Consider the following 26,339-nt stretch of genomic DNA (forward strand, 5'->3'; position numbering starts at 1 on the left):
GCCTGCGATTGCGGTGTGTCAGTCGATTAATTAGTGACTGACACACTGTTATCGCAGGCAAGCCAGCTCCCACATTTTGATGGCGTGACGCGGAGCGTCACAGGATGCATTCCCACGCAGAGCGTGGGAACGATCACCGGGTTACTTGCCGGGTGTGAGGGTCAAGCGGGTTTTCCCGTACACCTTGTCAAAGTTCTGCGGCTGCATCGGGAAGCTCAGGTATTGCGCCTTGAGCGACGCATCGATGCCGTTCGCATAACTCGGGCTGGCCGGGTTGCCGGATTGGCCGATGCCACCTTGACCCATCATCGGTTCGATTTGGCTGAAGTCGACGATCATGCGCAGCGCCGGCACTTGGGTGGTGACAAAATCCTGCCCCCAGCTGTACGGCGCCGGGTTCAGGGTGTTGTGGTCGCCGCCACTGGCAAACGGCCCGCGGATCACCTGGCCATTGGTGTTTTTCCAGGTGGTGGTGTGCAGTTTGCCCCACTGCCAGGCCTTGTGATCACCACCCAATTGGCTGTCGCCAGCGGTGATGGCGGCGGCAAGGCTGCGGGCGAGGATCGCCGGTTTGTCTTCTTTTTGCGCGGTGCGCACGTCGTCCCAGAAGGGGCTGTCTTCGCGGCCCAGCAGGTGGTCGGCGTTGGCGGAATAGGACAGGTTGGCGTTGCTGACAAAGGCTTTCCAGCTGGCGCTGGTTTCCGGGCCGAGTTCGTCGAGGAAGATCTGCTTGGTGCTTTCCTGCAGGAACAACTCATAGATCGCCGCGTCTGCGGAGGTCGGTGCCAGGCGGCCATCAAACGCCATCAAGCGACTGAGCGCTTCGCGTGCCTTCACAGCTTCGGTTGCCGGCAGCGCATCGATTGCCTGTTTCAGTGGCTGGGCCATACCCGGCGCCTGGAACATGGTCTTGAGCTTGGCGGCAAACGTGGTGGTCTGGTCGTACTGCATGGCGATCATGCTGCGGCTGTCATGCTTGCCGGCGTTGGCCAGTTGTGCCAGGCGCTCGCTGCGCTCCGGGGCGTCCCAGGAATTGGACAACTGCATGCCATAACCGCGTGGCGCGGTGCGCTGGTTGGCCGTGCCGATCCAGCCTTGGGCCGGGTCCTGATCGTAAGGGTGCAGCATCGCGTCGGCGTAGCCGTCCCAGTCAAAGCGCGCGTCCCAGCCCGGCGAGGGCAGCAGGCCTTCGCCTTCGCGACGGTTGGGGAAGCGGCCAGTGACTTGCCAGCCAATGCTGCTCGCGTCGGCAAAGATCATGTTGAGGGCGATGGCGCGGATTTCCCGGGTCGCGTCCGAGGCCTTGCCGGCGCTTTGGGCGCGGGACAGGTCGAAGAATGCGTCCAGGCTCTTGTCGTCCTTGAGGTCGGCGGTTTGCAGGGCCAGGCCGAACCCGGTGGTGAGTGCCTGGCTGCTGTTGAGCAGGGCGCCGTGGCGGGTTTCGTACACCACTTCGCGAATCGGCCGCTGGCCCTGGGCGAAGTAGGTTTCGTTGCGCACGACGGCCGGTAGCCATTTGCCGTTGTTCTCGTAGTACAACGCGCTGCCTTGGCGTTTTACCTTCTCCAGGAACAGGTCCTGGGTGTCGCCTTTTACCGCGCTCATGCTCCACGCCACTTTGCCGTTGAAGCCGGACAGCAGGGTCGGCAAACCGGCAATCGAGACGCCGACCGCCTGGTATTTCGGGGCACGGATCTGCACGTAGTTCCACGGCGATGGCGCTTGTGGCTGGGCTGCCAGGTCGCTGGCCAACAGGCTTTTGCCACTGCGGCTGCGTTGCGGGCCGATGGCCCAGTTGTTAGAGGTGGTGACGGCCAGTGCGTTGAGGCTGTTCAACTGCTGGCCGACGCTTTCAAGCCCTGCAAGGCCGGTGATCTGGCTGAGGTTCACGCCCTTGAGCTTGTCGGCTTCGTCCATCGGGATCGGCTCGTCCGGCGCACTCGGCGTCAGCCAGGCGAGCTTGTCGGCCCCGACTTTCTGCGCCAGCACCAGCGACGAGAGTTCTTCCTGCAGGTTGCTCGACTCGCTGAAATTCAGCAGGCAGAACAGCAGCGCCGAATCTTCCGGCTTCCAGTACTCGGGCTTGAAGCCGGTCTGGGCCAGGTCCGGCGGCAGCTTGTCGCGGTAGCGGAACAGGTAGGCGTTGACGCCACGGGCATACACTTCAAAGAAGCGCTTGAGGCGCGGCGACGAAGCGTTGTACAGCTCGCCGGCGCTTTTTTTCAGGTTGACCGCGCGCATGAAACGGTCGACATCCAGCACTTGCGGGCCGGACATCTCCGCCAGGCGGCCCTGGGCCAACAGGCGCAAAGTGACCATCTGCGTGATGCGGTCGCTGGCGTGTACATAACCGAGGCTGAACAGCGCGTCATGGAAGGTGTTGCTTTCGATCAACGGCATGCCCTGGGCATTGCGGCGCACCGACACATTCTGTGCCAGGCCTTTGATCGGTTGCACACCGGCCACCGGCGGCAGGGTGTCCTGGGTGCTCTGGAGCTGGCAACCGGCCAGGCTTAAAGCACTGGCCACTGCCGCGGCAACGCCGAACCGGGGGATAAAGTGTGAGAGGGCTGGCGAGGCCATGGCAAAGCTCCTGCGGGGGTAGCGTCATTAAAGGCGCTACGTTAGTGAGCGCGGCGAAACGACGCAAGCAGGAGTTTGGGTTAAGCGTGAGATCTTGAGACCGGTAGAGAACAATGTGGGAGCTGGCTTGCCTGCGATGCTGACGCCTCGGTGTGTCAGTTACACCGAGGTGATGCTATCGCAGGCAAGCCAGCTCCCACATAGATCAGGATTTTGGCGGATTCACTTTCTGCACCAGTTCATACGCCCGCACCGTCGCCGGCCGTTCCTTGATGCTGTTGAACCAGCGCTGCACGTGCGGGAAGTCCTCCAGACGCTGGCTCTGCCACTTGTGGGAAACGATCCACGGGTAGATCGCCATGTCGGCGATGCTGTAGTCCTCACCCGCCACGAACGCGCGGTCCGCCAGGCGTCGGTCCAACACGCCGTACAGGCGCGCGGTTTCGTCCACATAGCGCTTGATCGCGTAAGGAATCTTTTCCGGTGCGAATTGGCTGAAGTGATGATTCTGACCCGCCATCGGCCCCAGCCCGCCCATTTGCCAGAACAGCCATTGCAGCGCTTCCTGGCGGCCGCGCAGGTCTTTTGGAATGAATTGGCCGGTTTTTTCCGCGAGGTACAGCAAGATCGCGCCGGATTCGAACAGCGAAATCGGCGCGCCGCCGTCGGTCGGGCTGTGATCGACGATGGCCGGGATGCGGTTGTTGGGAGCGATCTTCAGGAAGTCCGGCTTGAACTGCTCGCCCTGGCCAATGTTGATCGGGTGCACCGTGTAGGGCAAACCGGCTTCTTCCAGGAACAGCGATACTTTGTGACCGTTGGGGGTGGTCCAGTAGTACAGGTCGATCATGAAGCTCTCCAAATGAGCGAATGCCTGTCTCTATAGGTGATGATCAAGGGGCAATAATTCAATCAAACATTTGCGTCTAACCTTAGAAGCCAATCACACCGCCCCATCGACCAACACCTGCAATGACTGCTGCGAGCACCGCTCAATGCGCACCTGTACGCCATAGACCTCGGCAAACAACGCCGGGTCGAGCACCTCATCCGCCACGCCGCTGGCGTACAACCTGCCCTGGCGCAGCACGGCAATATGGTCGGCGAAGCGTGCAGCCAGGTTGATATCGTGCAGCACCACCACGGCGATCAAATTGTGTTCGCGCACCAGCGTGCGCACGCAGTCCATGACTTTTAATTGGTAATTAAGGTCGAGCGCGCTGGTGGGTTCGTCGAGCAGCATCACTTGCGGGCGACGCGCAATCAGCTGGGCGAGGCCGACCAATTGGCGCTGGCCGCCGGACAACGTGCTCAGCAGCTGATCGGCCAAATGCGCGATGCCGATACGCTGCAACGCTTCGAAGGCTTCGCCCAGGCAGGCCTCGCTGGACAATGGAATGCCGTCCACATTGGCCACACGCAGCGCGGCGATCACGCTTTCCATCACGCTGAGGCTCAGGCCCGGCGGCAGGTTTTGCGGCATGTACGTCACGCGTCGCGCTCGCTCGGCCACCGACATGGCCGACAGGTCGAGGTCACCCAGCCTGACCACGCCTTGCATCTTTTCCAGCCCGGCAATGGCCCGCAGCAGCGTGGATTTACCCGCGCCATTCGGGCCGATCAAGGCGGTGAGGCTGCCGTGGGGCAGGGTCGGCAAGCTCAGCTCATGCACAATCTGCCGACGCCCGTAGCGGATAGTGGCGTTGTGTACCGATAAGCCCGCACTCATAACTGCCTCCCGCGCTTGAACACCAACACCACAAAAATCGGTACGCCCACCAAGGCGGTGACAATGCCCACCGGCACAATCACGCCGGGCATGATCAGTTTGCTGGCAATCGACGACAGCGCCAGCAGCAACGCGCCGGTCAACGCACTGGCGGGCAGCAGGAAGCGTTGATCCTCACCTACCAGAATCCGCGCGATATGCGGCCCTACCAAGCCGATAAAGCCGATGGTGCCTACAAATGCCACGGCGGTGGCCGACAGCAGGCTGATGCGCAGCAACGAGAAAAACCGCAGGCGCTTCACATCCACGCCAAAGCTTTGTGCGCGGTCCTCGCCCATGCGCAGCAGGGTCAGGCGCGGCGCGGCGGCGAAGGAAAACGGCAGCACCACGGCAACCACAAAGGCGAGGATGCCGAGCTTGTCCCAGTTGGCGCGGGTCACGCTGCCCAAGGTCCAGAACACCAATTGTTGCAGCACGTCTTCGGTGGCCACCAGTTGCAGCAAAGCCACCACGGCGTTGCAACTGAACACCAGTGCGATGCCGAACAGCACCAGGCTTTCCACGCCCGCACCGCGCAGGCGTGACATGGCTTGCAGCAAAAACACCGAGGCGGCGGCAAAGATAAACGCCGAGATGGAAATCGCGGTGTTGGCCGACACCCACAGCGTGGTCACCGGAAACACGATGACCAGCGAGGCGCCCAAGGCCGCCGCCGACGACACGCCCAACGTAAACGGGCTGGCCAGCGGGTTATTGAGGATCGCCTGCATCTCGGCCCCGGCCAGAGACAGCGCGCAACCCACCAGCACCGCCATCAGCGCGTAGGGCAGGCGCACGTTCCAGATGATCACCTGGTCGGTGGCGCTCAGGTGCGACGGATGCAGGATGCCGTCGAGCAACGCCAGCAGGCCCATGCCCGACGGGCCGCTGGCCAGGTCCACCAGAATGGCGCAGACCAGCGCGATGCCGAGCAGCGCCAGCAGCCAGGCACGCCGGGCCAGCAAACGGCGATAGCCATGAGTGGCGCTGGCAAGGTCGAGGGTTTGAGTGGTCATGGGGCTCACACAATGTTGAAAACAACGAAAATCCACATGTGGGAGCTGGCTTGCCTGCGATAGCGGTGTGCCAGTCGATTAATTCAGTGACTGACACACCGCTATCGCAGGCAAGCCAGCTCCCACACTGACTGCATTCCTGCATTCCTGCATTCCTGCATTCCTGCATTCCTGCATTCCTGCATTTGTGCATGGCGCTAGGGGTTACTTGGTTTTGGCGTCAATCCAGTAAGCACCCTGCAGCGGCATCCCCAAAAACTGTTGGTTGATCTGTTCCATAGTCGCTTGCGGGTCGAGCTTGGCGAACAGTTCCGGGTGTACCCATTTGGCCAATACTTCAATCGCCAGCAAGTTGTATGGCGAGTTGTAAAAGTCATGCCACAGGCCGTGGGCATCGCCTGCGCGGATGGCACGCAGGTTGGCGAACTCCGGCCGCGCCAGCACACGATCAAACGCCTCACGGGCTTCATCGGTGCTCACGCCAGCGCCGAGAATCAGCCCAGGCTTGTGGTTGCCGGTGGCCACGTACACATCCGGGTCGGCCTTGAGCGCGTATTCAACGCTGATATCCCCCAGCGCACCCGGCACCACCTCGGCGGCGATATTGCGCCCGCCGACCAGCTTGATCACTTCACCCATGCCGCTTTTGCCGGTGGTGTGCCCCGGTGCCTGCCAGGCACCGGCGAGCAATTCGAGGAACACACTCGGGCGCGGGCCGGCGGCAGGCAAGGTGGCAACGGCGTCGGTGATGGCCTTGATGTGCTGGTCATAGAAACCCAGAAACGCCTTGGCCTGGGCTTCACGGCCCAAGGCCTGGCCCAGCGCGTTCATGCTGGTGTGGGTGCCTTGCACCGGGTTGATGCGAAAGTCGACGAACAACACCGGGATGCCGGCTTTGGCCAGCACGTCTGCCACCGCGCTGTGTTCGGTCGGGCCGTGGCCGGAAATGCTGAACACCGCCAGGTCCGGTTTCAGCGAGAGAATCTCCTCAGCACTGACACTCTGCTCCGACGCTTGCCCGATCAACGGGATGTCTTTGACCGTAGGAAACTTCGCCACATAGGCGTTGTAAGTGTGTTGGTCCAGCAGCTTCAAATCGTTCTGCCAGCCGACGATGCGCTGGAACGGCGCGTCCTTGTCGAGCAAGGCAAACGCCGAAATCAAGCGGCCTTCGCCCAGCACCACACGTTTGACGTGGTCTTTGACCTCGACCTTGCGGCCCAACACGTCGGTGACTTCATGGGCAGCGGCAGTTTCGGCGTGGCCGAGGACCAGCGCGGCGCACAGCACGCCGAGCTTAAGCACGTTACGAGGTTTGAACATGGAAAGGACTCCGGGTGAGGGGCAATCAGAATTCATAATCGACACTGGCGGTGAGCGTGCGAGCGGCACCTGGGATGCCGTAGAGCTGGAAGCCGTCAAGGGACGCGCCAACCTGGCTGTAGTAGAACGTGTTGAACACGTTGTTGAGGTTGAGGTTGACCGTGGTGTCCTTGTTCACCTTGTATTGCGCCGCCAGGTTGCTCAGCCAGTAACCCGGGGCTTTTTCGTGGTCGCGGGTGTAGATCGCATACACGCCGGACGGGCCGTTGGCGTAGCTGCTGTTGTTGTTCAAACCGCCGACATCCTTGTTGTCGCTGTAGCGGCGACGGCCCACGTATTGCTCGCCGTAGCTGAGGCTCAGGGCGTCGGTGACGGCGTAGGTGGTCCACAGGTTGGCGGTCAGGTCGGGGACGTTCTTGGCTTCCGCGCCTTTATTGATACCTTTGGTCTGCGTGCTTTTGAGCGCCGAAAAACCGGTGTAGACGGTCCAGCGCGGGGTGATGTTGCCTTGCAGGCCGAGTTCGATGCCGTCCACACGCTTGGCGGGCAGGGCGCGCACCGGGGCGGATTCGCCGTCCTGGTATTCCCAGGCGTTGTCCAATTCGGTGCGGAAGATCGCCGCCGTGACATTGAGCCTGTCGTGGGCAATGTCCCACTTGGTGCCGATCTCGTAGGTTTTCGACTTGGCCGGGCTGTAGTTGCTGGTGGTGGACGCGCCGTAGATCTGGTTGTTGGTGGACGCGCCCAGCGCCGACGGTTGCGCCGCCTCGCTGTAGGACACGTAGATGCTGCCGTTCGGCAATGGCTTGTACACCGCGCCGACGCGACCGCTCACTGCGCCGTCGGTGCTGCTGATGTCGGCCTGGCCGCGCTGGCTGGTTTGCGCGCGCCAGTTGTCGTAGCGCAGCGAGCCGAGCACTTGCCATTGCTCGTTGAGGGTGACGGTGTCGCCCGCGTAGACACCGGCGTTATCGATCACCGAGCGCGGGTCGCCTTCGCCTTTGGTCACGTAGGTGCTGGCGAAGCTGTGGCTGGGGTCGTTCATGTTGAAGAACATGTCGCCGGCGGGTACTTCGGCGTTGCGTTTCAGGCCGCCGTAGGTCTCGTGATAGAACTCCAGGCCGCTGACCACCGCGTGTTGCAGGCTGCCGGTGTTGAACGTGAAGCTGAAGTCGGTCTGGTTATCGAGGATGGTGTAGCGCTTGGACAAGCCGAAATCACTGCCGCGCAGGATGCCGTAGCCGGTGTTGCTGTTGTTCACATAGTCGGTGTAGGCATTCACCGTGCTGCCGGGCACTGGGCTGATCGGGCCTACGCCGGTGTAGCCCAACGTCGCACAGCGGGCGCCGCTGCAGGTTTTTTTACCGTTGGCGTCGGCGGCGAAGAAACGCGCCGGGGACAGTACGGCGAAGTTGTCGCTGCGTTCCCAGCGGGTCTGGTTGCGCAGGTTGGCGTCGTTCCAGTCGAAGTCATGTTCGAAGCGTGCGGTCAGCGAGGTGGTTTCGTTTTCCTGCGTATACAGGCTGGAATCGCCGTACCAGTTGGAACGTTTCACACCCGGCATGCGGTGGCCGTCGGTGCCACGCTGGATCGGCACGCCGCCGTCCGGGGTGTTGGTGTCTTTCTGGTAGAAGGTGTCGACGAAGAACCGCGTGTCGGTGCCCAGGCCAAAGCCGAACGAGGTGGCGATGCCCCAGCGGTCGTAGTCCACGTCGTCGCGGTCAGCCACCTGGTTGTAGTGCTTCATCAGGTTGATGCGCACGGCGGTGGTGTCGGTCAGCTGTTTGTTGATGTCGGCGGTGAGGCGTCGGTAGCTGTCGGTGCCGATCCCGGCGGAGACTTTGTTGGCGTCGCCCAGGTGCGCTTCTTTACTGACCAGGTTGACGCTGCCGCCCACTGCCGAAACCCCGGATTCGATAGACCCGGTGCCCTTGAACACTTCAGCCTGTTGCAGGTTGAAGGTGTCGGTGCGCGTGGACATGCCGGCGTCACGCACGCCGTCGACGGTCAGGCTTTGCTCGGAAGAAAACCCACGAATCGAAAACAGATCGCCCCAGCCCAGGTTGCCCTCGCCGGACATGAAGGTGATGCCCGGCACGTTGCGCAACACTTCCTGCAGGGTTTGCGCGTTCTGCTCCTTGAGCACCTGCTGCGGCACGATGGTCACGCTTTGAGGGGCGTCGAGCAGCGGCTGGCTGATTTTGGCCGAGGTCACGCGGTCGACTTTGAAGGTGGAGGTGGCTTCCTGGCCGTCGACCTTGATTTGCGGCAGGCTTACCACCGAATCATTCGGCGTGGCGGCCGGCGCATCGGCCCAGGCGGTCGGCGCAACACTGCCGGCGGCGAGGAAACCGAACATCGGTGCCAGGGTTGTGTGCAGCGTGTGACGTTGGGGCGTGGGCAATGACATAGGTGATGATCCGAGTCTAAATTACAATTACTCTCATTTAGGTTCGGTAGTCTAAAGAGCGATTCCGCCTGCCATACCCTGGCTTTGTATCGCTGATGCGTGATTATGGTTTCCCACAACATTCCATTACATTTGCGTGTATCGCTGGATGAACTTTCGGCTATCTCCTGCGTTTTGAGTTTTCGGATTGACTGCCCATGGCCAAGCTTGACCACCTGCTGATCGTTGATGATGACCCGCAAATCCGTCAGTTGCTTTGCGACTACTTGAGTGACGCGGGGTTTCAGGTGTCCACCGCCGCCGACGGCAAGGAAATGCGCCGCCGCCTGGCGCTGAATGTGATCGACCTGATCGTGCTTGACCTGATGCTGCCTGGCGAAGACGGCTTGAGCCTGTGCCGCGAACTGCGCGTCAGTTCCAACACGCCGGTGGTGATGCTCACCGCCAAAGGCTCGTTGATCGACCGCATCGTCGGCCTGGAAATCGGCGCCGACGACTACCTGCCCAAGCCGTTCGACCCGCGTGAGTTGCTGGTGCGAATCAAGGTGGTGTTGCGCCGGGTGCAGAGCTTTCCCGATCGAGCACGCCTGGATGAAGCACCGAGTATTCGTTTTGCCGGCTGGCAACTCGACACACGGGCGCGGCAATTGCTCACGCCCGAGGGCGTGGTGGTGAGCCTGGGCAACTCGGATTACCGTGTGCTGCGCCTGCTGTTGCAGCACCCCAACCGGCCGTTGAGTCGCGACTTTTTGCTCAACCATGTCTTCGACAAGGACAGCACGCCGTTCGACCGCTCCATCGACGTGTGTGTCAGCCGCCTGCGCTCGCAGCTGCCGGTGGGGCTGATCAAAACCGTGCGCAATGAGGGTTACATGCTGACCGCCGATGATGTGGTGCTGGAGTCGTGAGACTGCTGCCGCGTTCGCTGTTCGGGCGGCTGGTGCTGATTCTGGTCAGCGGCATGCTCGCGGCCCAGGCGCTGACCAGCAGCATCTGGTACGACCGTCGGCATGGCCAGGTGCTGGAAATTCCTGCGCGGTTGATCGCCACACGCCTGGCAGACGTGGTGCGCCTGGTACACAGCGACCCGCAGCAGGCCGACCAGTTGATCAAACTGCTCAATACGCCGCATTTTCAATTGACCTTGAGCGATCAGGCCAGCAACACGCCGAGCACGTTGACCGACAGTGACCGGCCCACCGAGCGGCTGATCAAGCAGGTGCTGACGGAGAAAACCGGTTCTGCCCAGACCCTGATGTTGCTGCGCCTGTCTCTGGTTGATGGCGAAGGGCAAGGCGCCGGGCTCTCGACCCTGCTCAGTTCCAAGCCGGTCATCGGGCAGTTCCTGATCGACCTGCGCCTGCCCGATGGGCGCTGGTTGCAGGTGGACGCCAGTGAGGAGCAGGGCTGGACCAGCACGTCGCCGCTGGACTTACTGTTCGACTACGTGATGCGCATCTATTTGCTGCGCGTGCTGGTGCTGGTGATCATCGCGTTGGTGGCGGTGCGCCTGGCCATCCGCCCGCTCAATGCCTTGGCCAAGGCCGCCGAAGCCCTGGGCCGGGATATCCAGCGCCCGCCGTTAGCGTTGGACGGCCCCACCGAAGTGCGCCGCGCCGCCCAGGCGTTTAATGCGATGCAGCAACGGTTGATAGCCAATATTGCCGAGCGCACGCGCTTTCTGGCGGCGATTTCCCACGACCTGCGCTCGCCGATCACACGCCTGCGCCTGCGCACCGAGATGCTCGAAGACACGCGCACCAAGGAGCGGTTTCGCAGTGACCTGGAAGAAATGGAACACATGGTCTCCAGCACCCTGGATTTTGTCAGCAGCGGCGAAATCAACGAGACGCGGCAGAACATCGACATCAATGCCTTGCTGCAAAGCCTGCAGGCCGACCTTGAAGACGTGGGCGAAAGCGTGACCATTGTCGGTCGCGCCCGGCAACCGCTGCCGGGCTATGCGCGCAGCCTCAAGCGTTGCGTGCAGAACCTGCTGGAAAATGCGGTGCGTTATGGCCGAGAGGTGGTGGTGCGGGTTGAGGATCAGGTGGACAGTTTGAAAATCGTCATCAGTGACCGTGGCCCAGGGATTCCCCAGGAGCAACTGGAGCAGGTGATGGAACCGTTTTACCGCATCGAAGGCTCACGCAATGCCGACACGGGCGGTTACGGGTTGGGGCTAAGCATTGCGCACACGATTGCGCGGGCGCATGAGGGGCGGTTGAGTTTGAGTAATCGGGAAGGCGGGGGGTTGGAGGTGGTGTTGCAGTTTCAGAGAAAGCTCTGATCTGAAATACGGAGCAAATGTGGGAGCTGGCTTGCCTGCGATAGCGGTCTGACAGTTATACCTGTGTCAGCTGACCCACCGCCATCGCAGGCAAGCCAGCTCCCACATTGACCGTATTGAGCGTTTACGCCCCGTGGCACTTCTTGAATTTCTTCTCACTGCCGCACGGGCACGGATCGTTGCGACCCACGTCCTTCAACGCGTTGCGCACCGGCTCCTGGTGAGCGTGGCCGCAGTTCGGGCCGTGGACATGGCCGTGGTCGTGATCATGGCCGTGATCATGCTGATCGTGATCGTGGTTGCAGTCAGGACCATGGACATGGGGTTGCTGAGTCATCGATGTCGCTCCGGAATAAAATCGCCGGGGATTATCTCGCCATTGTGGGCGACCTGCACGTCATTACCGATGAATAATCCGGTTTTCAGCTCGCCTTCCAGGCGATAGGGCACGGGTTTGGTCGGGTTTTTGAGCATTTGCACCACATCGCGGATCTTCGGCCAGAGGTTGGTGCGCACCTTCACCCGAAAAAAACCATGACTGCGCGGCGGTATGGTCAGCCATTCGTTGGACTCGCCTTCGGTCAAGACAAAACCGCCCAGGCTGACCTTATAGATCAGGCCGCGCACCGTGAGGTCGGCGTCGTCGCGGTTGTCGACGCGAAACCACAGTTTGAATTTCTGCTCCAGCAGCTTGGCCCGTACCACCTCGACTTTCACCAGGGCGACGTGGGGCGTAGGCGCATCGTCTTCAAACCACGACGCGCAGCCGCTGAGACTCAAGGTCAACGCCAGCATCAAGCTGTACATCCGAAGCATGGCGTTTTCCCTGTGGGTGATTAGAGGTAGCTGGAACAGCACTTCTTGAATTTTTGGCCACTGCCGCACAAACATACATCATTGCGCCCGGCCTTGAACTCAACCGTCGGATCGATGAAGTACCAGCGCCCGTCATTCTGTACGAAAGACGACTGCTCACGGTGGCTGTGTTCGCCGGTGCTGTCATGCCAGCGTGCGGTAAAGGTCACGAATGCATGTTCCGGCTGGCCGCCGAACACTTCCGAACTTTCCACCTCCAGGCCCAGCCAGGTGCTCTGCGCGCTCCAGGCGCTGATCGCAATGCGGTCCAGGCCGGCTTGCTGCGCGGGCAAGGTTGTGGCCACCAGGTAGTCCACCAGGCCCAGCACATAGGCGCTGTAGCGCGAGCGCATCAGCGCGGTGGCGCACGGCGCCGGGTGGCCGGCGTGATAGTGGCCGCAGCAGGCATCCAACAGGTTGCCGCTGCCGCAGGGGCAAATGGATGTACTCATCGGGTTACCACCAATACTTTCCAAAATTTTCCGGGTTGGCCCAGAAACGGGCGTTGAGCCAGTCGGGCACCTGTTTGTAGTCAAGCAGATCATAGGTAAACAGTGTCAGTACCTGCTCGTCGCGCTGGAAACGCTCGCCGGCTTGCAGGGCCAGGGAGAAGAAGTCGGTGTCTTTCCAGCCGCAGGCGCCCAGGTCCACCAGCACCGCAATGCGGCTGCTATTAAGGTTGCGAATGCCGCCGAGCAAGGTCAGGCCTTGCGGTTTTGACAGGTGCTCCAGGCAGTCGACCACCAGCGCCAGGTCAAAACGCTGCGCCGCCAGTTCTGCCGGCAACGGCCCGGGCGGGGCGATGGCCACGATGGTGTCCGGGTGCTCGGCCTGGAACGCCTCCAGCGCCGGAAACTGGCTGGCGCCCAACAACAACAGGCGTTTGGGCTGGTGCAAGTCGAGCAAAGCGGCCAGGGCTTGCTGGGGTGTACGGGAAGAAATACCAGCGGTCATCACAGATCCTCACATCAGAACCCTAGAGACTAGCGCGGCTGAGCGTGCGGGCCTAGAGCGGGCGGCAGCGAAAAGTCCTACAAATGCGGCGATCCTCAATGAAACCGGGGGTGTGGCGTACTGGCGCAGATGAAAAGAGCGGTCTTTACTCCACCTGTCGGCCCCCGCCGATCCCCTCAGGAGAAATCACATGAGCATCATGCGGACAGCTCTACCCTTGGTTCTGCTAACCGGAGTATTGACAGGTTGCGCAGGGTTGCAAAAAACCGATTGGCCCACCTGTGCAGCAGTCGGTGGTGTGACGGGCGCTGCCATTGGCGCCACTGAAAGTTCAGCCTATGCGGGCGCAGGCGCGCTGTTGATCGGCGGCATGGCCGGCGCCTATTGCTGGGTGCATGGCGATGGCGACGAAGATGGTGACGGTGTGCCGGACAGCCGCGACAAGTGCCCTGGCACGCCAAAAGGCGTGCAGGTCGATGCCAATGGTTGCCCACCCGCACCGCCGGCCGCCGTGGTTGAGGAAGTGGTGGTGGTCAAGGAAGAAACCATCGTGATTCGCGATGTGCACTTCCAGTTCGATTCGGCCAAGTTGACGGCAGCGGACAAAACCAAGCTCGACATCATTGCCACTCGCCTGAAAAAAGAAGCCCCAGGCGCGCAACTGCGGGTCAGTGGGCATACCGACAGCGTCGGTAAAGATGCCTACAACCAGAAACTCTCGGAAAAACGCGCTCATTCGGTGACGGATTACCTGGTCAGCTCCGGTGTGCCTCGCAGCAACTTTGTCTCGGTGACCGGTGCTGGCGAAAGCCACCCAGTGGCCGACAACAAAACCGCTGAAGGGCGTGCGTTGAACCGTCGCGTGGAAATCCAGATCAACCGCTGACAGCCCTTGCCCCTGCGGGCACCGCAGGGGCATTGCCGGCGAGCCCTGGCAAGTTTTTTCATCCTTCACTGGCAAATCGCCTGCAGAAGTCGGTACTGTGCGCCCAAAGAATAATAGGCAGGGGCATGCGGGATGAAGGTGTTTTGGGGGCTGGGAAAGTTTCTGACGTTGTTGTTCTGGGTAGTGGTGCTGGTCAACCTGTTCCGGCCGCTGACGAATCCGTTTCACCTGTTGGTCAGCCTGGCCGGCAGTCTGTTGATGCTTACCCACCTGCTTGAATTGCTGTTGTTCAACAGCAGCTTGAAACACCGTGCCCACCCTTGGCGTGACCGCTTGCAGATTCTGCTGGTGGGGATGTTCCATGTGCGGGGCCTGTCGGCGCCTGCTGCGGTTAATGAAACGAACGAGGAGGCCAATCATGCGTAAGGTTTTTCTGTTGGCCCTGTTGGTCAGCCCCATTGCTATGGCGCAGAGCGTCAGTGTTGAAACCAACTCGCTGATGCGCCTGCCCAGCAGCACCAGCGTGTTACAACTGGAGCGCCTGGATGTGGCGGACTACGGCACGTTGCTGGTGCCGGCGACCATCAGCCAAGTGACCGTGGATGAGTTGCACCTGGGTCGCGAGGCGCGTATCACCATCGCCCCCGGCAATACCGCGCTGCAATTGCAGGTGCGTAATGCGCAACTGGAACATGGCAGCCAGATCACGTCGCGCGGCGCCCCCGGTACCCACGAAAAGCCGGCCAAGGCCGGGCGTGACCTGGTGCTGCGCATTAACGCGCTGACCGCCGAAGAGCTGTCGGTGGACGCGCGTGGCGGCGCCGGTGCCCAAGGTTATGCCGGCCTCGATGGCGCCAACGGTGTGGACCCAGGCTGCACCTGGGGTTCCGCCGGGCGTGGTGCCAATGGCGATAACGGCGGCGACGGCCTGCCGGGCGCGTCGGGGGCGACTGTGCGGGTCGAGCTGCCACAGAGCTTCCCGGCCGAGCAGATCAAAGTGTGGGTCGACGGCGGGCCGGGTGGCTTGGCCGGTACGGCGGGCAAACCGGGCAAAGGCGGGCAGTCCAAAGGGTGCCTGGTGTACCGCGCCGACGGTGGTGATAAAGGCCGGCCAGGGCTGGAAGGCCAGCCGGGGCCGGCTGGGGCTGCGGGTGCTGTGACCATTCAGCGGTTGTGAGTCGTTTGGGCTGACGCCATCGCGGGCAAGCCCGGCTCCCACATTTGGAATGCATTCCAACCTGTGGGAGCCGGGCTTGCCCGCGATGGCGGACTAACAGCCGCCTCAGAACATCGGCCGCGCCGAAGCAATCGCCACCACCACCAACCCCACTATTAAATTAATTCCTACCAATTTGCGGATCTGCCCCAGCGCAGCCGCGCCCGCCGGCCAATCCTCAGCCGCCACCGCTGTGCGCAGTTCCGGGAACTTCAGTGCCTGGATGCGGATAAACAGCGCCGTCATCACCAGATACAGACCCATCATCACCTGCACATAGCGCGGCGCAGTCTCAAAACCACTGAAGCGCAGTTGCAACAGGCCGATGCCGCTGATCGGCAAAATCAGCACCGCGACCCAGACCCACACAAAAAAACGCTGAAACACATTTGCCCACAGCTTGAGCCGGGCAGGGCCTTCAAGTGCCGCCATGGCGGCGGGGCGCAGGATCATCCAGGCGAAAAACATACCGCCTACCCAAACCAGGGCGGCCAATACATGCAGGGTGTAAGCGAGGCTAAACGCGGTCATTGTGGTACTCCGTTCTGCGCGGGATTAATTAGCGGGGTATGATAGCGGCCGATCCGAACCACTGAAAATTTATCCAGCGTTTTTTGCGCCCGACTATCCATGATCAGCACTGAACTCAAAACCACGATCCAGGGCGCCTATTCGCGTTTTCTCGAAGCCAAGAGCTTGAAACCGCGCTACGGCCAACGCCTGATGATCGCCGAAGTGGCCAAGGTCCTCGGGGATATCGACACCGACGACGAAGGGCGGCGCAGTGGCGACCCTGCGATTGTGGCTGTCGAGGCCGGCACCGGCACCGGCAAGACCGTGGCCTACAGCCTGGCCGCGATCCCTACCGCCAAGGCTGCCGGCAAGCGCCTGGTGATCGCCACCGCCACTGTCGCCCTGCAAGAGCAGATCGTCTACAAAGACCTGCCCGACCTGATGCGCAACAGCGGTCTGAACTTCACTTTCGCCCTGGCCAAGGGGCGTGGGCGCTACATGTGCCTGTCCAAGCTCGACGTGTTGCTGCAGGAAGGCCATGCGCAAACCGCCACTGCCTCCTTGTTCGAAGAAGAAGGCTTCAAGATCGAGGTGGATGAAGTCAGCCAGAAGCTGTTTACCAGCATGATCGAGAAGCTGGCCGGCAATAAATGGGACGGCGACCGCGACAGCTGGCCCACCGCTCTTGAAGATTCGGACTGGGCACGCCTGACCACCGACCACAGCCAGTGCACCAACCGCCATTGCCCCAACTTCGGCCAGTGCGCCTTTTACAAGGCCCGCGAAGGCATGGGCAAGGTCGACGTGATTGTCACCAACCACGACATGGTACTGGCCGACCTGGCCCTGGGCGGCGGCGCGGTGTTGCCGGACCCGCGCGACACCCTCTACGTATTCGACGAAGGCCACCACCTGCCGGACAAGGCAATTGGCCACTTCGCCCATTACACGCGCCTGCGTTCCACGGCCGACTGGCTGGAAACCACTGCCAAGAACCTCACCAAACTGCTGGCCCAGCATCCGCTGCCCGGCGATTTGGGCAAGTTGATCGAGCAAGTGCCGGAGCTGGCGCGGGAGATCAAGACTCAGCAGCAGTTCATGTTCAGCGCCTGTGAACAGGTCGCCGACTTCAAACCCGGCGAAGACGTGGAGGGCCGTGAGCGGCCGCGCCATCGGTTTGTTGGCGGGTTGATCCCCGAGCATATGCGCGAAATGGGTATTGAGCTGAAGAAGGGCTTTTCACGCCTCACCGACCTGTTCACACGCCTCACCGACTTGCTCAAGGAAGGCATGGATGGCGAGGTCAATATCGGCATCGCCAGCAACCAGGCCGAGGAGTGGTACCCACTGTTCGGCAGCCTGTTGTCACGCTCCCAGGGCAACTGGGAGCTGTGGACCGCCTTCACCGTCGAAGACCCGGAAGACAACCCGCCGATGGCGCGTTGGCTGACCCTGTCGGAAAGCGGTGCGCTGTTCGATATCGAGGTTAACGCCAGCCCCATCCTCGCCGCCGAAATGCTGCGTCGCAACCTGTGGAACGTGGCTTATGGCTGCCTGGTGACCTCGGCCACGCTGACGGCCCTGGGCACTTTCGACCGTTTCCGCATGCGCGCCGGGCTGCCGAAAAAAGCGGTGACGGCCGTGGTGCCGAGCCCGTTCCACCATGCCGATGCTGGCGTGCTGCGCGTACCGGACCTCAAGGCCGACCCACGGGATGCGGCCGCGCACACGGCGGCGATCATCCGCGACCTGCCCGAATTGGTCGAAGGTTCGCGCGGCACACTGGTACTGTTTTCGTCACGTAAACAGATGCAGGACGTGTTTGACGGCCTCGACCGTGACTGGCGCAAACAGGTGTTTATCCAGGGCAACCTGTCCAAGCAGGAAACCCTCAACAAACACAAGGCGCGGGTTGATGGCGGCGATTCCAGCGTGCTGTTCGGCCTGGCCAGTTTTGCCGAAGGCGTGGACTTGCCCGGCGCCTATTGCGAGCACGTGGTGATTGCCAAGATCCCGTTCTCGGTACCGGATGACCCGGTCGAGGCAGCCTTGGCCGAGTGGATCGAGGCGCGGGGCGGTAACCCGTTCATGGAAATCTCGGTGCCGGATGCGTCCTTGAAGCTGGTCCAGGCCTGCGGTCGCTTGCTGCGTACCGAGGAAGACCGGGGCACCATCACCTTGCTCGACCGCCGCTTGGTCACGCAGCGCTATGGCAAAGCTATCCTTAATGCCTTGCCGCCGTTCAGGCGCGAAATTTCTTAAGCCACTCATTTATTAAGCTGCTGTGGGCGAAGTCGCCCACTTCGTGGTCTATCTCACTGCCAACGCTTTATGTCATCAGGCCAGTTATCGGCCGATTGGGAGAACCTTGTTCGTATGATTCGCACGCTGCCTGCTCTTTTTGCCCTGTTATTCGCTGCGCCCTTGATGGCCGCGCCTGCCGGGCAACAAACGCTGTTCAACTTCGTCCGACCTGCCGATGTGGTCAAGGTGGCGACTCAGGACGCCAGCCTGCCGCAATACAACGCCGAACAAACCCCCGAAGGCGAGGTGTTGCGCCGCATCACCTTCAACCCGGTGGCCGAACCGAGCCTGGTGCTCAGCCCGCAGGCCGGGAGCTGGGACTGGTCGCAATCCGGCGCCATGAGCCTGCGTATCCAGAGCGCCATGGACTGGGCGTTGACCCTCTATGTCAAAGTACAGAGCGTCGACGGCAAGACTCTGGTCAGCCGTATCGACCTGCCGGCCGGCCCGGCCCAGACCCTGTTGATCCCGTTGCAAGCCAACTCGCCGCTGAGCCAGGGCATGAAGGCCGGCCCGCCCATGCCGATCACCCTGGACGGCCAGCGTGTATTGCTGGCCGCCAGTGCTGGCGAGATCGACCGCAGCCAAGTGGCCTCGGTCACCTTGTCGATGCTCAAGCCCAACGCCGCCCAAAGCATTTTGCTTGAGCGTTTTGGCGTGCAGGACAGCGAGCCGGTGCTGAAGGCGGTCTACAGTGAGCTGGTGGACGCTTATGGCCAGTCCACCCGTGCGCGCTGGCCGGAAAAGGTCAGCACTGACGAGCAACTCAAAGCCGCAGCGGCCAAGGAGCAGCAACAGCTCAAGGGCTGGCTGGCCGAGCGTGACAAATCCGCTCTGGACCAATACGGTGGCTGGAACAAAGGCCCGGCGTTCGACGCCAGTGGTTTTTTCCGTACCGAGAAGCGTGACGGCCGCTGGTACCTGGTGACGCCGCAAGGCCATCCGTTCTATTCGTTGGGTGTTAACACCGTGGCACCGGACAACAACCAGACCTACGTGGCCGGCCGCGAGTGGATGTTCGCCGCGCTGCCCAAGGCTGGCGAACCGTTCGACAAGTACTACGGCAGTGGCGATAACCGGGGCGGCAACGGTGCCGATCAGGGCCGCGGCTTCAATGTCGGGCGTTGGTACGATTTTTACGGCGCCAACTTGCAGCGTACTTATGGCGGCGAAGGTTTCGACCAGAAGCGCTGGGTCAGCCACACCCTCGACCGCCTGCAAGCCTGGGGCTTCAACACCGTGGGCAACTGGAGTGATGAGGACCTGGCCCGCGCCGACCGTGTGCCCTACACCTTGCCGCTGTCGATTGTCGGTGACTACGCCAGCATCAGCACTGGCACCGACTGGTGGGGCGGCATGCCGGACCCGTTCGACCCGCGCTTTGCCATGGCCACCGAACGCGCCGTGGCCATTGCCGCCCGCGACCACCGTGATGACCCGTGGCTGATCGGCTACTTTGCCGACAACGAGCTGGCCTGGGCCGGCCCCGGCGATGATCCAAAATCCCGTTACGCCTTGGCCTATGGCACGTTGCGCATGACCACCGACGTACCGGCCAAACGCGCATTCCTCAAACAACTGCGCGACAAGTACCGTAACGAAGAAGGCCTGTCGAAAGCCTGGGGCATCCACCTGGCGGGTTGGGAGCTGATGGAAGACCCAGGCTTCGAGCCGCCGATGCCGAGCCCCGAACACCCGGAAATCGAAGCTGACTTCAAATATTTCCAGAAGACCTTCGCTGATGCCTACTTCAAAACCATCTCCGATGCGTTGAAATGGCACGCGCCCAACCAGTTGCTGCTAGGTGGTCGGTATGCCGTCAGCACGCCCGAGGCCGTGGCGTCCTGCGCCCAGTATTGCGACGTGCTGAGTTTCAACATGTACACCCTGAAGCCGCAGGACGGTTATGACTTTGCTGCCTTGCGCGCGCTGGACAAGCCGGTGCTGATCACCGAGTTCAACTTCGGCTCGGCCGACCGTGGCCCGTTCTGGGGCGGCGTGACACAGTTGGCCCGTGAAGAAGACCGTGGCGTGGCGTACAGCAACTTCCTCAAGCAGGCCATGGCCGAGCCATCGATTGTCGGCGTGCATTGGTTCCAGTACCTGGACCAGCCGGTCACCGGGCGTCTGCTGGATGGTGAGAACGGCCACTTCGGGCTGGTGGGCATCACCGATGTGCCGTTCCAGGGCTTTGTCGAGAGTGTGCGTAAAAGCAACCTGGCGGCGGTCGACCAACTGGGCAAGGAAGCCGAAAAAGCCAAGGCGGCCAGCAAGGTTCGCGAGAACGAAGGCGGCAAGTCCGGGCAAGAAGGCAAAGGCGCGGGGCAGGGCGCCGGGCATGCGGGTGGACACTCTGGAAATGGCCATTGATTCATCACTGACGGGTTCACAAAACCTGCAATGACTGGAACAATGTCGGCCACTTCTTACGGTGTTTTCCAAGGCGGCTTAGGTGCAGATTCAGGGTCATTACGAGCTCCAGTTCGAAGCGGTACGTGAAGCCTTTGCCGCGTTGTTCGATGACCCGCAGGAGCGTGGTGCCGGGCTCTGTATCCAGATCGGCGGCGAAACCGTCGTCGACCTGTGGGCCGGTACCGCCGATAAGGACGGTGCCGAGGCCTGGCACAGCGACACCATCGTCAACCTGTTCTCCTGCACCAAGACCTTCACTGCCGTCACGGCCCTGCAGCTGGTTGCCGAAGGCAAGCTGAAACTGGATGCGCCAGTTGCCGACTACTGGCCCGAGTTTGCCGCGGCGGGTAAAGAAACCATCACGCTGCGCCAGTTGCTCTGCCACCAGGCCGGGCTGCCGGCGATTCGCCAGATGCTGCCGACCGAAGCCCTGTATGACTGGCCACTGATGGTCGACACCCTGGCGGCCGAAGCCCCGTGGTGGACGCCGGGCGAAGGGCATGGCTACGAGGCCATCACTTATGGCTGGTTGGTCGGCGAGTTGCTGCGCCGTGCCGACGGGCGCGGGCCGGGCGAGTCGATTGTGGCGCGGGTTGCGCGGCCCCTGGGCCTGGACTTCCATGTCGGTTTGGCGGACGAAGAGTTTTATCGGGTTGCGCATATAGCGCGCAGCAAAGGCAATATGGGCGATGAAGCCGCGCAACGTTTACTTCAAGTAATGATGCGCGAACCTAATGCCATGACCACCCGTGCATTTGCCAACCCACCGTCTATTCTGACCAGCACTAATAAGCCCGAATGGCGGCGGATGCAGCAGCCAGCGGCAAATGGTCACGGTAATGCGCGCAGCCTGGCAGGTTTTTATAGCGGATTGTTGGACGGTAGTTTGCTTGAGAGCGACATGCTCGAACAATTGACCCGCGAACACAGTATCGGGCCAGACAAAACATTATTGACTCAAACCCGTTTCGGTTTGGGGTGCATGTTGGATCAACCGCAACTGCCCAATGCGACCTTTGGCCTTGGCCCGCGTGCGTTTGGCCACCCTGGCGCCGGTGGTTCGGTGGGGTTTGCCGACCCTGAGCGCGATGTAGCATTTGGTTTCGTGACTAATACACTGGGCCCTTATGTACTTATGGACCCGCGTGCGCAGAAGTTGGTCGGAATATTGGCCGGTTGTCTGTAAAGAGCTTGCTGTTTCACGTTTTTTTGTTACAAAGGCAAGTATAAGAAGGCGCTGAACGAAATTGTGTAACTTTACTGTTCTCTAAGCGTCTGTTTAACGGGTCAACCAGGCCCCCCGTTTTTTCTCATTTTGTGGATACCTCATGTTATCGAACAAGTCCTTGGCACTGGCGCTGTGCCTCACTATTACTGGCTGCGCACAAACACCACAAAGTGATGCCGAAGGTGGGCACTGGTGGTCATTTGGATCTGACAAGGCTGCTACCAAGGACGCCGTGACACAAACCGACGCCAAGCCGGATGCCAAACCTGCCGCCGGCGCCAAGCCTGTCGAACCTGTGGCCGCCGCTGCTGCTCCAGCGCCTGCACCGGTAGCCAAGGCTGACACCGGCTTCAACTGGTGGCCGTTCGCTGCCAAAAGCGCCGACGAAAAAGCGGCGGATGCCAAAGCCGACCTGAAAGCCGACCTCAAGGCCGCAACCCCTGCTTCCACGCCGGATGCTGCGCCTGCCGTCGCCAAGACCGACACCGAAACCAAATGGTGGTGGCCGTTCGAAAGCAAGCCAAAGCCACTGGCCAAGGTTGATGTGACCAACGTGCAGATGCCCGACCCGAAAATCACCCAAGCCTGGCTGGATGATTATGAGCCGCGTCTGCGCGCCGCCATCAAGGACAGCAACCTGCAACTGGAACGTCGTGACAACGTATTGGTCGTGATTGCCCCGGTGGACGGCTCCTACAACCCGAAACGCCCGGCAATGCTGCTGCCGGTCACACTCGGCCCGTTCACACGCGTTGCCAAAGCTGTTGAAGCTGACCCCAAGACCGCGGTCCTGGTCCTGGGTCACGTTGATGCCACAGGTACCGCCCCGGCCAGCCAGGCGTTGACCAAAGAACGTGCGCAATCCATTGCCTCTATCTTCAGCCTCAGCGGCTTGAAGCAGGATCGCTTGATGCTGCGCGGTATGGGCGACCTGATGCCGCGTGCCGCCAACGACAGCAATCAGGGGCGTGCGCTGAACCGTCGCATGGAGATCATGTTCACTCAGCGTACAACTATGTTGGCGCTGCTGAGCAAGTACAACTCGGGCAAACCACCGGTCGCTGACATGGTCGCTGTGCAAACTGCGCCAGCCCCTGTGCCGGCTCCGGCTGCGAAAAAAGCGGCTCCGGCGAAAAAAGCCCCGGCCAAGAAAGCTGCCGCCAAGCCAGCTGCGAAAAAAGCCGCTGCCAAGCCTGCCGCGAAAAAAGCCGCACCGAAGGCTGCCGCCCCGGCTGCGAACGACCAGGCGAAAAACTGATCCGTTGAAACAGAAGGATAAAGCTGCATGACCCAGGCACTGGCCGATATGCGCCGTGACTACACACGGGACGGTTTGAGCGAGGCCCAGGCCCCGGACGAGCCGTTTGCGTTGTTCCACCAATGGTTTGGCGATGCGGTGAAAACCGAGCAGCCACCGGTGGAGGCCAATGCCATGACCCTGGCCACGGTCGACCAGGACGGTCGCCCGCACTGTCGCATCCTGCTGCTCAAGGGCCTGGATGCACAGGGTTTTACCTTCTTCACTAACTATCAGAGCGCCAAGGGTGAACAACTCGCGGCGCGGCCGTTTGCGGCCATGACCTTCTTTTGGCCCTCCCTGGAGCGCCAGGTGCGCATCGAAGGGCGGGTGGTCAAGGTCACGCCTGAAGAGTCGGATGCCTATTATCAGGTCCGGCCTTTGGGCAGCCGTCTTGGCGCCTGGGCATCGCCGCAAAGCCAAGTCATTCGTGACCGTGAAGAGCTGCAGGAGCTGCTCAAGCAGACCGAACAGCGTTTCAGCGATACCCAACCCGACTGCCCCGAGCATTGGGGTGGCTATCGTTTGTTGCCTGAGCGCATCGAGTTCTGGCAAGGCCGCGCCAGTCGCCTGCATGACCGCCTGAACTATCGCCTGCAAGCGGGCGAGTGGACGCGCGAGCGCCTGGCGCCCTGAGCTACACCTTTCGTCATTCCATCTGAATGGTGATCATCACGCCGAAGTCTCTACACAGAGGCTTCGGCGTTTTTGATTGCGTGACTACAATAAAGAGCGCTTCCACGTGATTTTTGGATCAGGGCGGGAGCTACCGTTCGTCGAGTTTTTTGGTGCTGGCAGTCTGTACTCAGGCTGAATGAAAGCAATTTTCTGGCGTGCTTGCCGTGACAGGCGCCAAGCAGCGGCGTCTAATGAATACCTGTCCTTTGGAGTTGATGCTATGCGTAAGTCTGTTTTACTAGTTGCCTGCTTTACCACCCTGTCGTTGCTGTTGGGTGGCTGCGCCTCGAGTCTGACCGGCGACTCGTACTCCCGTGACGAGGCGCGTCGTGTACAGACCGTTCGCATGGGCACCATTGAATCCCTGCGTCCGGTGAAAATCGAAGGCACCAAGACCCCAATCGGCAGTGTTGCCGGTGCAGTGGTCGGCGGCGTTGGCGGCAGCGCGATCGGTGGTGGCCGTGGCAGTATCGTCACTGGCGTAATCGGTGCGGTTGCCGGTGGCTTGCTGGGTTCCGCCGCTGAAGAAGGTCTGACCCGCACCCAGGGTGTTGAAGTTACCGTTCGCGAAGACGACGGCAGCATGCGCGCCTACGTCCAGGCCGTCGACCCTAACGAAATCTTCCGCATTGGCGACCGCGTGCGCATCATGACGGTTAACGGCACCAGCCGTGTAACGCGCTAAGCGCTGGTTGTAGAAACGCAAAACCCCAACCGGGTGACGGGTTGGGGTTTTTTATTGCCTGCGGTTTTTTGAGAAAATGCAGGCGATAAAAAACCGCTTTAGTAGGGCGGTTTTTATTGCAAGCCATGTCTAAGTTTGCCTGTGGCGAGGGAGCTTGCTCCCGTTGGACTGCGTAGCAGTCCCATGCTTTTAAAGCAAAGAGCAGGGGCCGCTACGCGACCCAGCGGGAGCAAGCGCCCTCGCCACAGGTACGGTGTCCGGGCAGGCATTCACGCACTCACTTCACACCTGAAAGTGCTTCACCATCGTATTCAACTCATGCGCCAGGCTGGCAAGCGATTGCGAAGCGGCGGTGGTCTGAGTCGAGCCTTCGGCGGACTGAATCGACAGCTGTTGAATATTCAGCAAGTTGCGGTCGACCGCCCGGGCAACGTCAGCTTGCTCCGCTGCCGCCGTGGTAATCACCAGATTGCGGTTGTTGATCTCGTCATTGGCGGCAAGGATATCCGCCAGCGCTTGCTGCGCCAGTTCGGCCAGGCTAATGGTTTGCTGGGTCATGGTGCTGCTGTCGAGCATGGTGTTGACGGTGCTGGCGGTGTTGGTCTGGATGCTGCCAATCATCTGTTCGATTTCCTGGGTCGATTGCGCGGTGCGATGGGCGAGGGCGCGTACTTCGTCGGCGACCACGGCAAAACCACGGCCCGCATCACCGGCCCGCGCCGCTTCGATGGCCGCGTTCAGTGCCAATAAATTGGTTTGCTCGGCAATGGTGCGGATAACGTCGAGCACTTTGCCGATGCCTTTGGCCTGCTCGGCCAGGCCGCCCACTTGGCTGGAGCTTAGCTCTACACCACGGGTCAGGGCCTGGATGGAACTCAGTGCCTCGACCATACGTTGCTGGCCTTTCAAGGCGATGCTGCGCGACGCCTGGGACAGGTCGGAGGTGGTGGCGGCATTCCGGGCGACCTCTTCAATGGCCGTGGTCATCTCGGTGACGGCGGTGGCGGCCTGCTCGATCTCGCCATGTTGCTGCTGCAGGTCGCGGCTGCCCTCGGCAGTAACGGCATTCAGTTCCTCGGCCGCTGCCGCCAGTTGGCTCGACGAGCCGGTTATTTGCCGCAGTGTCTGCACCAGGTTATTACGCATGGTCTCTTGTGCCCGCAACAGGCGTGTGGCTTCGTCATTGCCGGTCGGGTTGATGGGCTGGCTGAGATCGCCCTTGGCGATGGTTTCAGCCACCCGTACCGCCTCAATGATGGGGCCGGTGATGCTGCGGGTCAGCAGCCAGGCCACCAGCACCGTGCCGCCACTTACCAGCACGATGACGATGGCGATACCGCCCACGGCATGCTGGTACGCGGCCACGGAAGTCTGGCCGGCAAGTTCTGCGCCCTTGTTGGCGAGGTCGATCAACTGATCGAAGTTCTTGGTCATCTGCTCATAGCTTTCTCGAATGCTGTTGAGAAAGTCACGGGCGCCAGCCTTGTCACCTGAGCGCGAGCGTTTGAGCATCTCGGTGTGGTTCTTGGCGTACCCTTCCAGGCTCTGGTTAAACACGTCCAGGCGCGATTTTTCCTCCGGCGTGCGCAACAGCGCTGCATATTGAGCCAGTTGCTCCTTGACGCTTTTCAGGCGACCCGCGGATTTGTCTTCGTAGGTCTGCATATCGGCGTCGCTTGCGGACAGGATGTGCGCCATTTCCCCCAAGCGAAAACGATCCAGCGAGGCATTGGCCAGGGCGAGGATCCTCACGCGCTGCATCCAGTTGTTTTGGATGTCGGCAGCCTGGGACTGCACTTCGCCGATCTGCTTGAGCGCGAACAGGCCGAGAAACACACTCAGCGACGCAATAGCAGCGAAGCCGATGAAGGCTCTGGCTGCGATTCTTATATTTCTCAGGAACATGGGTTTTCGCTCGGGC

At 61.3% G+C, this 26,339-nt stretch carries 23 protein-coding genes; 11 read left to right on the plus strand and 12 right to left on the minus strand.

Going from position 1 to position 26,339, the window contains the following annotated elements; translation table 11 throughout:
- Window positions 1–141: 141 nt before the first annotated feature.
- The 6 genes from GIW48_RS09330 to GIW48_RS09355 all read right to left on the minus strand — a co-directional run bounded on the left by GIW48_RS09330 (window position 142) and on the right by GIW48_RS09355 (window position 9,100).
- Window positions 142–2,583, minus strand: a complete 2,442-nt coding sequence (locus tag GIW48_RS09330; protein ID WP_236460215.1) for a penicillin acylase family protein — start codon at window positions 2,581–2,583, stop codon at window positions 142–144.
- A 205-nt stretch (window positions 2,584–2,788) separates the two neighbouring features.
- On the minus strand, window positions 2,789–3,433 hold the full coding sequence (locus GIW48_RS09335) for a glutathione binding-like protein (protein ID WP_170036474.1): 645 nt from the start codon (window positions 3,431–3,433) through the stop codon (window positions 2,789–2,791).
- 93 nt (window positions 3,434–3,526) lie between these two features.
- Window positions 3,527–4,312, minus strand: coding sequence for an ABC transporter ATP-binding protein (locus GIW48_RS09340; protein WP_236460216.1), 786 nt, complete (start codon window positions 4,310–4,312; stop codon window positions 3,527–3,529).
- The gene (locus GIW48_RS09345; protein ID WP_017137179.1) at window positions 4,309–5,367 is read right to left on the minus strand and encodes a FecCD family ABC transporter permease; all 1,059 of its coding nucleotides are present in this window, start codon (window positions 5,365–5,367) and stop codon (window positions 4,309–4,311) included. Before GIW48_RS09345 ends, GIW48_RS09340 begins: the two co-directional genes overlap by 4 nt.
- Before the next feature lie 204 nt (window positions 5,368–5,571).
- A complete protein-coding gene (locus GIW48_RS09350; protein WP_236460217.1) occupies window positions 5,572–6,690 on the minus strand; it encodes an ABC transporter substrate-binding protein in 1,119 nt (372 codons plus the stop codon).
- Between the two features lie 25 nt (window positions 6,691–6,715).
- Window positions 6,716–9,100, minus strand: a complete 2,385-nt coding sequence (locus GIW48_RS09355) for a TonB-dependent receptor (protein WP_236460218.1) — start codon at window positions 9,098–9,100, stop codon at window positions 6,716–6,718.
- Between the two features lie 197 nt (window positions 9,101–9,297).
- Between GIW48_RS09355 and GIW48_RS09360 the strand changes: the two genes are divergently transcribed.
- A complete protein-coding gene (locus GIW48_RS09360; RefSeq protein ID WP_017137182.1) occupies window positions 9,298–10,008 on the plus strand; it encodes a response regulator in 711 nt (236 codons plus the stop codon).
- The gene (locus tag GIW48_RS09365) at window positions 10,005–11,390 is read left to right on the plus strand and encodes an ATP-binding protein (protein WP_099548572.1); all 1,386 of its coding nucleotides are present in this window, start codon (window positions 10,005–10,007) and stop codon (window positions 11,388–11,390) included. The genes GIW48_RS09360 and GIW48_RS09365 overlap by 4 nt, the downstream gene beginning before the upstream one ends.
- A 124-nt stretch (window positions 11,391–11,514) precedes the next feature.
- On the opposite strand, the gene GIW48_RS09370 is transcribed toward GIW48_RS09365, so the two are convergent.
- Genes GIW48_RS09370 through GIW48_RS09385 form a run of 4 tightly spaced genes read right to left on the minus strand, consistent with a single transcriptional unit; the run spans window position 11,515 to window position 13,199 of the window.
- A complete protein-coding gene (locus GIW48_RS09370) occupies window positions 11,515–11,727 on the minus strand; it encodes an SEC-C metal-binding domain-containing protein (protein WP_017137184.1) in 213 nt (70 codons plus the stop codon).
- Entirely contained in the window at window positions 11,724–12,206 is a 483-nt protein-coding gene (locus GIW48_RS09375; RefSeq protein ID WP_017137185.1) for an LEA type 2 family protein, read from the minus strand. The genes GIW48_RS09370 and GIW48_RS09375 overlap by 4 nt, the downstream gene beginning before the upstream one ends.
- A 20-nt stretch (window positions 12,207–12,226) precedes the next feature.
- Window positions 12,227–12,697 carry a YchJ family protein gene (locus GIW48_RS09380; RefSeq protein ID WP_017137186.1) on the minus strand — a complete coding sequence of 157 codons (471 nt, stop codon included), beginning with the start codon at window positions 12,695–12,697 and terminating at the stop codon, window positions 12,227–12,229.
- Between the two features lie 4 nt (window positions 12,698–12,701).
- Entirely contained in the window at window positions 12,702–13,199 is a 498-nt protein-coding gene (locus GIW48_RS09385; protein WP_017137187.1) for a DUF6231 family protein, read from the minus strand.
- A gap of 190 nt (window positions 13,200–13,389) precedes the next feature.
- On the opposite strand from GIW48_RS09385, the gene GIW48_RS09390 reads away from it, so the two are divergent.
- From GIW48_RS09390 to GIW48_RS09400, 3 genes are all read left to right on the plus strand, one after another.
- Window positions 13,390–14,085: an OmpA family protein gene (locus GIW48_RS09390; protein WP_017137188.1), complete on the plus strand. Its 696-nt coding sequence runs from the start codon at window positions 13,390–13,392 to the stop codon at window positions 14,083–14,085.
- A gap of 132 nt (window positions 14,086–14,217) precedes the next feature.
- Window positions 14,218–14,511, plus strand: a complete 294-nt coding sequence (locus tag GIW48_RS09395) for a DUF1145 domain-containing protein (protein WP_017137189.1) — start codon at window positions 14,218–14,220, stop codon at window positions 14,509–14,511.
- On the plus strand, window positions 14,504–15,262 hold the full coding sequence (locus GIW48_RS09400) for a hypothetical protein (protein WP_026013715.1): 759 nt from the start codon (window positions 14,504–14,506) through the stop codon (window positions 15,260–15,262). Before GIW48_RS09395 ends, GIW48_RS09400 begins: the two co-directional genes overlap by 8 nt.
- 105 nt (window positions 15,263–15,367) lie before the next feature.
- On the opposite strand, the gene GIW48_RS09405 is transcribed toward GIW48_RS09400, so the two are convergent.
- Window positions 15,368–15,832, minus strand: a complete 465-nt coding sequence (locus tag GIW48_RS09405; RefSeq protein ID WP_017137191.1) for a CopD family protein — start codon at window positions 15,830–15,832, stop codon at window positions 15,368–15,370.
- 99 nt (window positions 15,833–15,931) lie between these two features.
- On the opposite strand from GIW48_RS09405, the gene dinG reads away from it, so the two are divergent.
- The 6 genes from dinG (at window position 15,932) to GIW48_RS09435 (ending at window position 24,418) form a co-directional block, all read left to right on the plus strand.
- A complete protein-coding gene (gene dinG, locus GIW48_RS09410) occupies window positions 15,932–18,076 on the plus strand; it encodes an ATP-dependent DNA helicase DinG (RefSeq protein ID WP_017137192.1) in 2,145 nt (714 codons plus the stop codon).
- A gap of 114 nt (window positions 18,077–18,190) precedes the next feature.
- A complete protein-coding gene (locus GIW48_RS09415; protein ID WP_236460219.1) occupies window positions 18,191–20,488 on the plus strand; it encodes a beta-galactosidase in 2,298 nt (765 codons plus the stop codon).
- A gap of 82 nt (window positions 20,489–20,570) precedes the next feature.
- Entirely contained in the window at window positions 20,571–21,716 is a 1,146-nt protein-coding gene (locus tag GIW48_RS09420) for an EstA family serine hydrolase (RefSeq protein ID WP_017137194.1), read from the plus strand.
- A gap of 142 nt (window positions 21,717–21,858) precedes the next feature.
- On the plus strand, window positions 21,859–23,016 hold the full coding sequence (locus GIW48_RS09425; RefSeq protein WP_099548575.1) for an OmpA family protein: 1,158 nt from the start codon (window positions 21,859–21,861) through the stop codon (window positions 23,014–23,016).
- Between the two features lie 27 nt (window positions 23,017–23,043).
- Window positions 23,044–23,691, plus strand: a complete 648-nt coding sequence (gene pdxH, locus GIW48_RS09430; protein ID WP_099548576.1) for a pyridoxamine 5'-phosphate oxidase — start codon at window positions 23,044–23,046, stop codon at window positions 23,689–23,691.
- Between the two features lie 262 nt (window positions 23,692–23,953).
- The gene (locus GIW48_RS09435) at window positions 23,954–24,418 is read left to right on the plus strand and encodes a glycine zipper 2TM domain-containing protein (RefSeq protein ID WP_017137197.1); all 465 of its coding nucleotides are present in this window, start codon (window positions 23,954–23,956) and stop codon (window positions 24,416–24,418) included.
- 282 nt (window positions 24,419–24,700) lie between these two features.
- On the opposite strand, the gene GIW48_RS09440 is transcribed toward GIW48_RS09435, so the two are convergent.
- A complete protein-coding gene (locus tag GIW48_RS09440) occupies window positions 24,701–26,323 on the minus strand; it encodes a methyl-accepting chemotaxis protein (protein ID WP_236460220.1) in 1,623 nt (540 codons plus the stop codon).
- Window positions 26,324–26,339 lie beyond the last annotated feature (16 nt).

The organism is Pseudomonas sp. PA-6-3C (genome assembly GCF_021605825.1).
Classification (GTDB): Bacteria; Pseudomonadota; Gammaproteobacteria; order Pseudomonadales; family Pseudomonadaceae; genus Aquipseudomonas; species Aquipseudomonas edaphica.

Excerpts from the sequence above, each read along its gene's own strand:
- GIW48_RS09330 (WP_236460215.1), bottom strand. The coding sequence starts at position 2,583 with ATGGCCTCGCCAGCCCTCTCACACTTTATCCCCCGGTTCGGCGTTGCC.
- GIW48_RS09335 (WP_170036474.1), bottom strand. The coding sequence starts at position 3,433 with ATGATCGACCTGTACTACTGGACCACCCCCAACGGTCACAAAGTATCG.
- GIW48_RS09340 (WP_236460216.1), bottom strand. The coding sequence starts at position 4,312 with ATGAGTGCGGGCTTATCGGTACACAACGCCACTATCCGCTACGGGCGT.
- GIW48_RS09345 (WP_017137179.1), bottom strand. The coding sequence starts at position 5,367 with ATGACCACTCAAACCCTCGACCTTGCCAGCGCCACTCATGGCTATCGC.
- GIW48_RS09350 (WP_236460217.1), bottom strand. The coding sequence starts at position 6,690 with ATGTTCAAACCTCGTAACGTGCTTAAGCTCGGCGTGCTGTGCGCCGCG.
- GIW48_RS09355 (WP_236460218.1), bottom strand. The coding sequence starts at position 9,100 with ATGTCATTGCCCACGCCCCAACGTCACACGCTGCACACAACCCTGGCA.
- GIW48_RS09360 (WP_017137182.1), top strand. The coding sequence starts at position 9,298 with ATGGCCAAGCTTGACCACCTGCTGATCGTTGATGATGACCCGCAAATC.
- GIW48_RS09370 (WP_017137184.1), bottom strand. The coding sequence starts at position 11,727 with ATGACTCAGCAACCCCATGTCCATGGTCCTGACTGCAACCACGATCAC.
- GIW48_RS09375 (WP_017137185.1), bottom strand. The coding sequence starts at position 12,206 with ATGCTTCGGATGTACAGCTTGATGCTGGCGTTGACCTTGAGTCTCAGC.
- GIW48_RS09380 (WP_017137186.1), bottom strand. The coding sequence starts at position 12,697 with ATGAGTACATCCATTTGCCCCTGCGGCAGCGGCAACCTGTTGGATGCC.
- GIW48_RS09385 (WP_017137187.1), bottom strand. The coding sequence starts at position 13,199 with ATGACCGCTGGTATTTCTTCCCGTACACCCCAGCAAGCCCTGGCCGCT.
- GIW48_RS09390 (WP_017137188.1), top strand. The coding sequence starts at position 13,390 with ATGAGCATCATGCGGACAGCTCTACCCTTGGTTCTGCTAACCGGAGTA.
- GIW48_RS09395 (WP_017137189.1), top strand. The coding sequence starts at position 14,218 with ATGAAGGTGTTTTGGGGGCTGGGAAAGTTTCTGACGTTGTTGTTCTGG.
- GIW48_RS09400 (WP_026013715.1), top strand. The coding sequence starts at position 14,504 with ATGCGTAAGGTTTTTCTGTTGGCCCTGTTGGTCAGCCCCATTGCTATG.
- GIW48_RS09405 (WP_017137191.1), bottom strand. The coding sequence starts at position 15,832 with ATGACCGCGTTTAGCCTCGCTTACACCCTGCATGTATTGGCCGCCCTG.
- dinG (WP_017137192.1), top strand. The coding sequence starts at position 15,932 with ATGATCAGCACTGAACTCAAAACCACGATCCAGGGCGCCTATTCGCGT.
- GIW48_RS09415 (WP_236460219.1), top strand. The coding sequence starts at position 18,191 with ATGATTCGCACGCTGCCTGCTCTTTTTGCCCTGTTATTCGCTGCGCCC.
- GIW48_RS09425 (WP_099548575.1), top strand. The coding sequence starts at position 21,859 with ATGTTATCGAACAAGTCCTTGGCACTGGCGCTGTGCCTCACTATTACT.
- pdxH (WP_099548576.1), top strand. The coding sequence starts at position 23,044 with ATGACCCAGGCACTGGCCGATATGCGCCGTGACTACACACGGGACGGT.
- GIW48_RS09435 (WP_017137197.1), top strand. The coding sequence starts at position 23,954 with ATGCGTAAGTCTGTTTTACTAGTTGCCTGCTTTACCACCCTGTCGTTG.
- GIW48_RS09440 (WP_236460220.1), bottom strand. The coding sequence starts at position 26,323 with ATGTTCCTGAGAAATATAAGAATCGCAGCCAGAGCCTTCATCGGCTTC.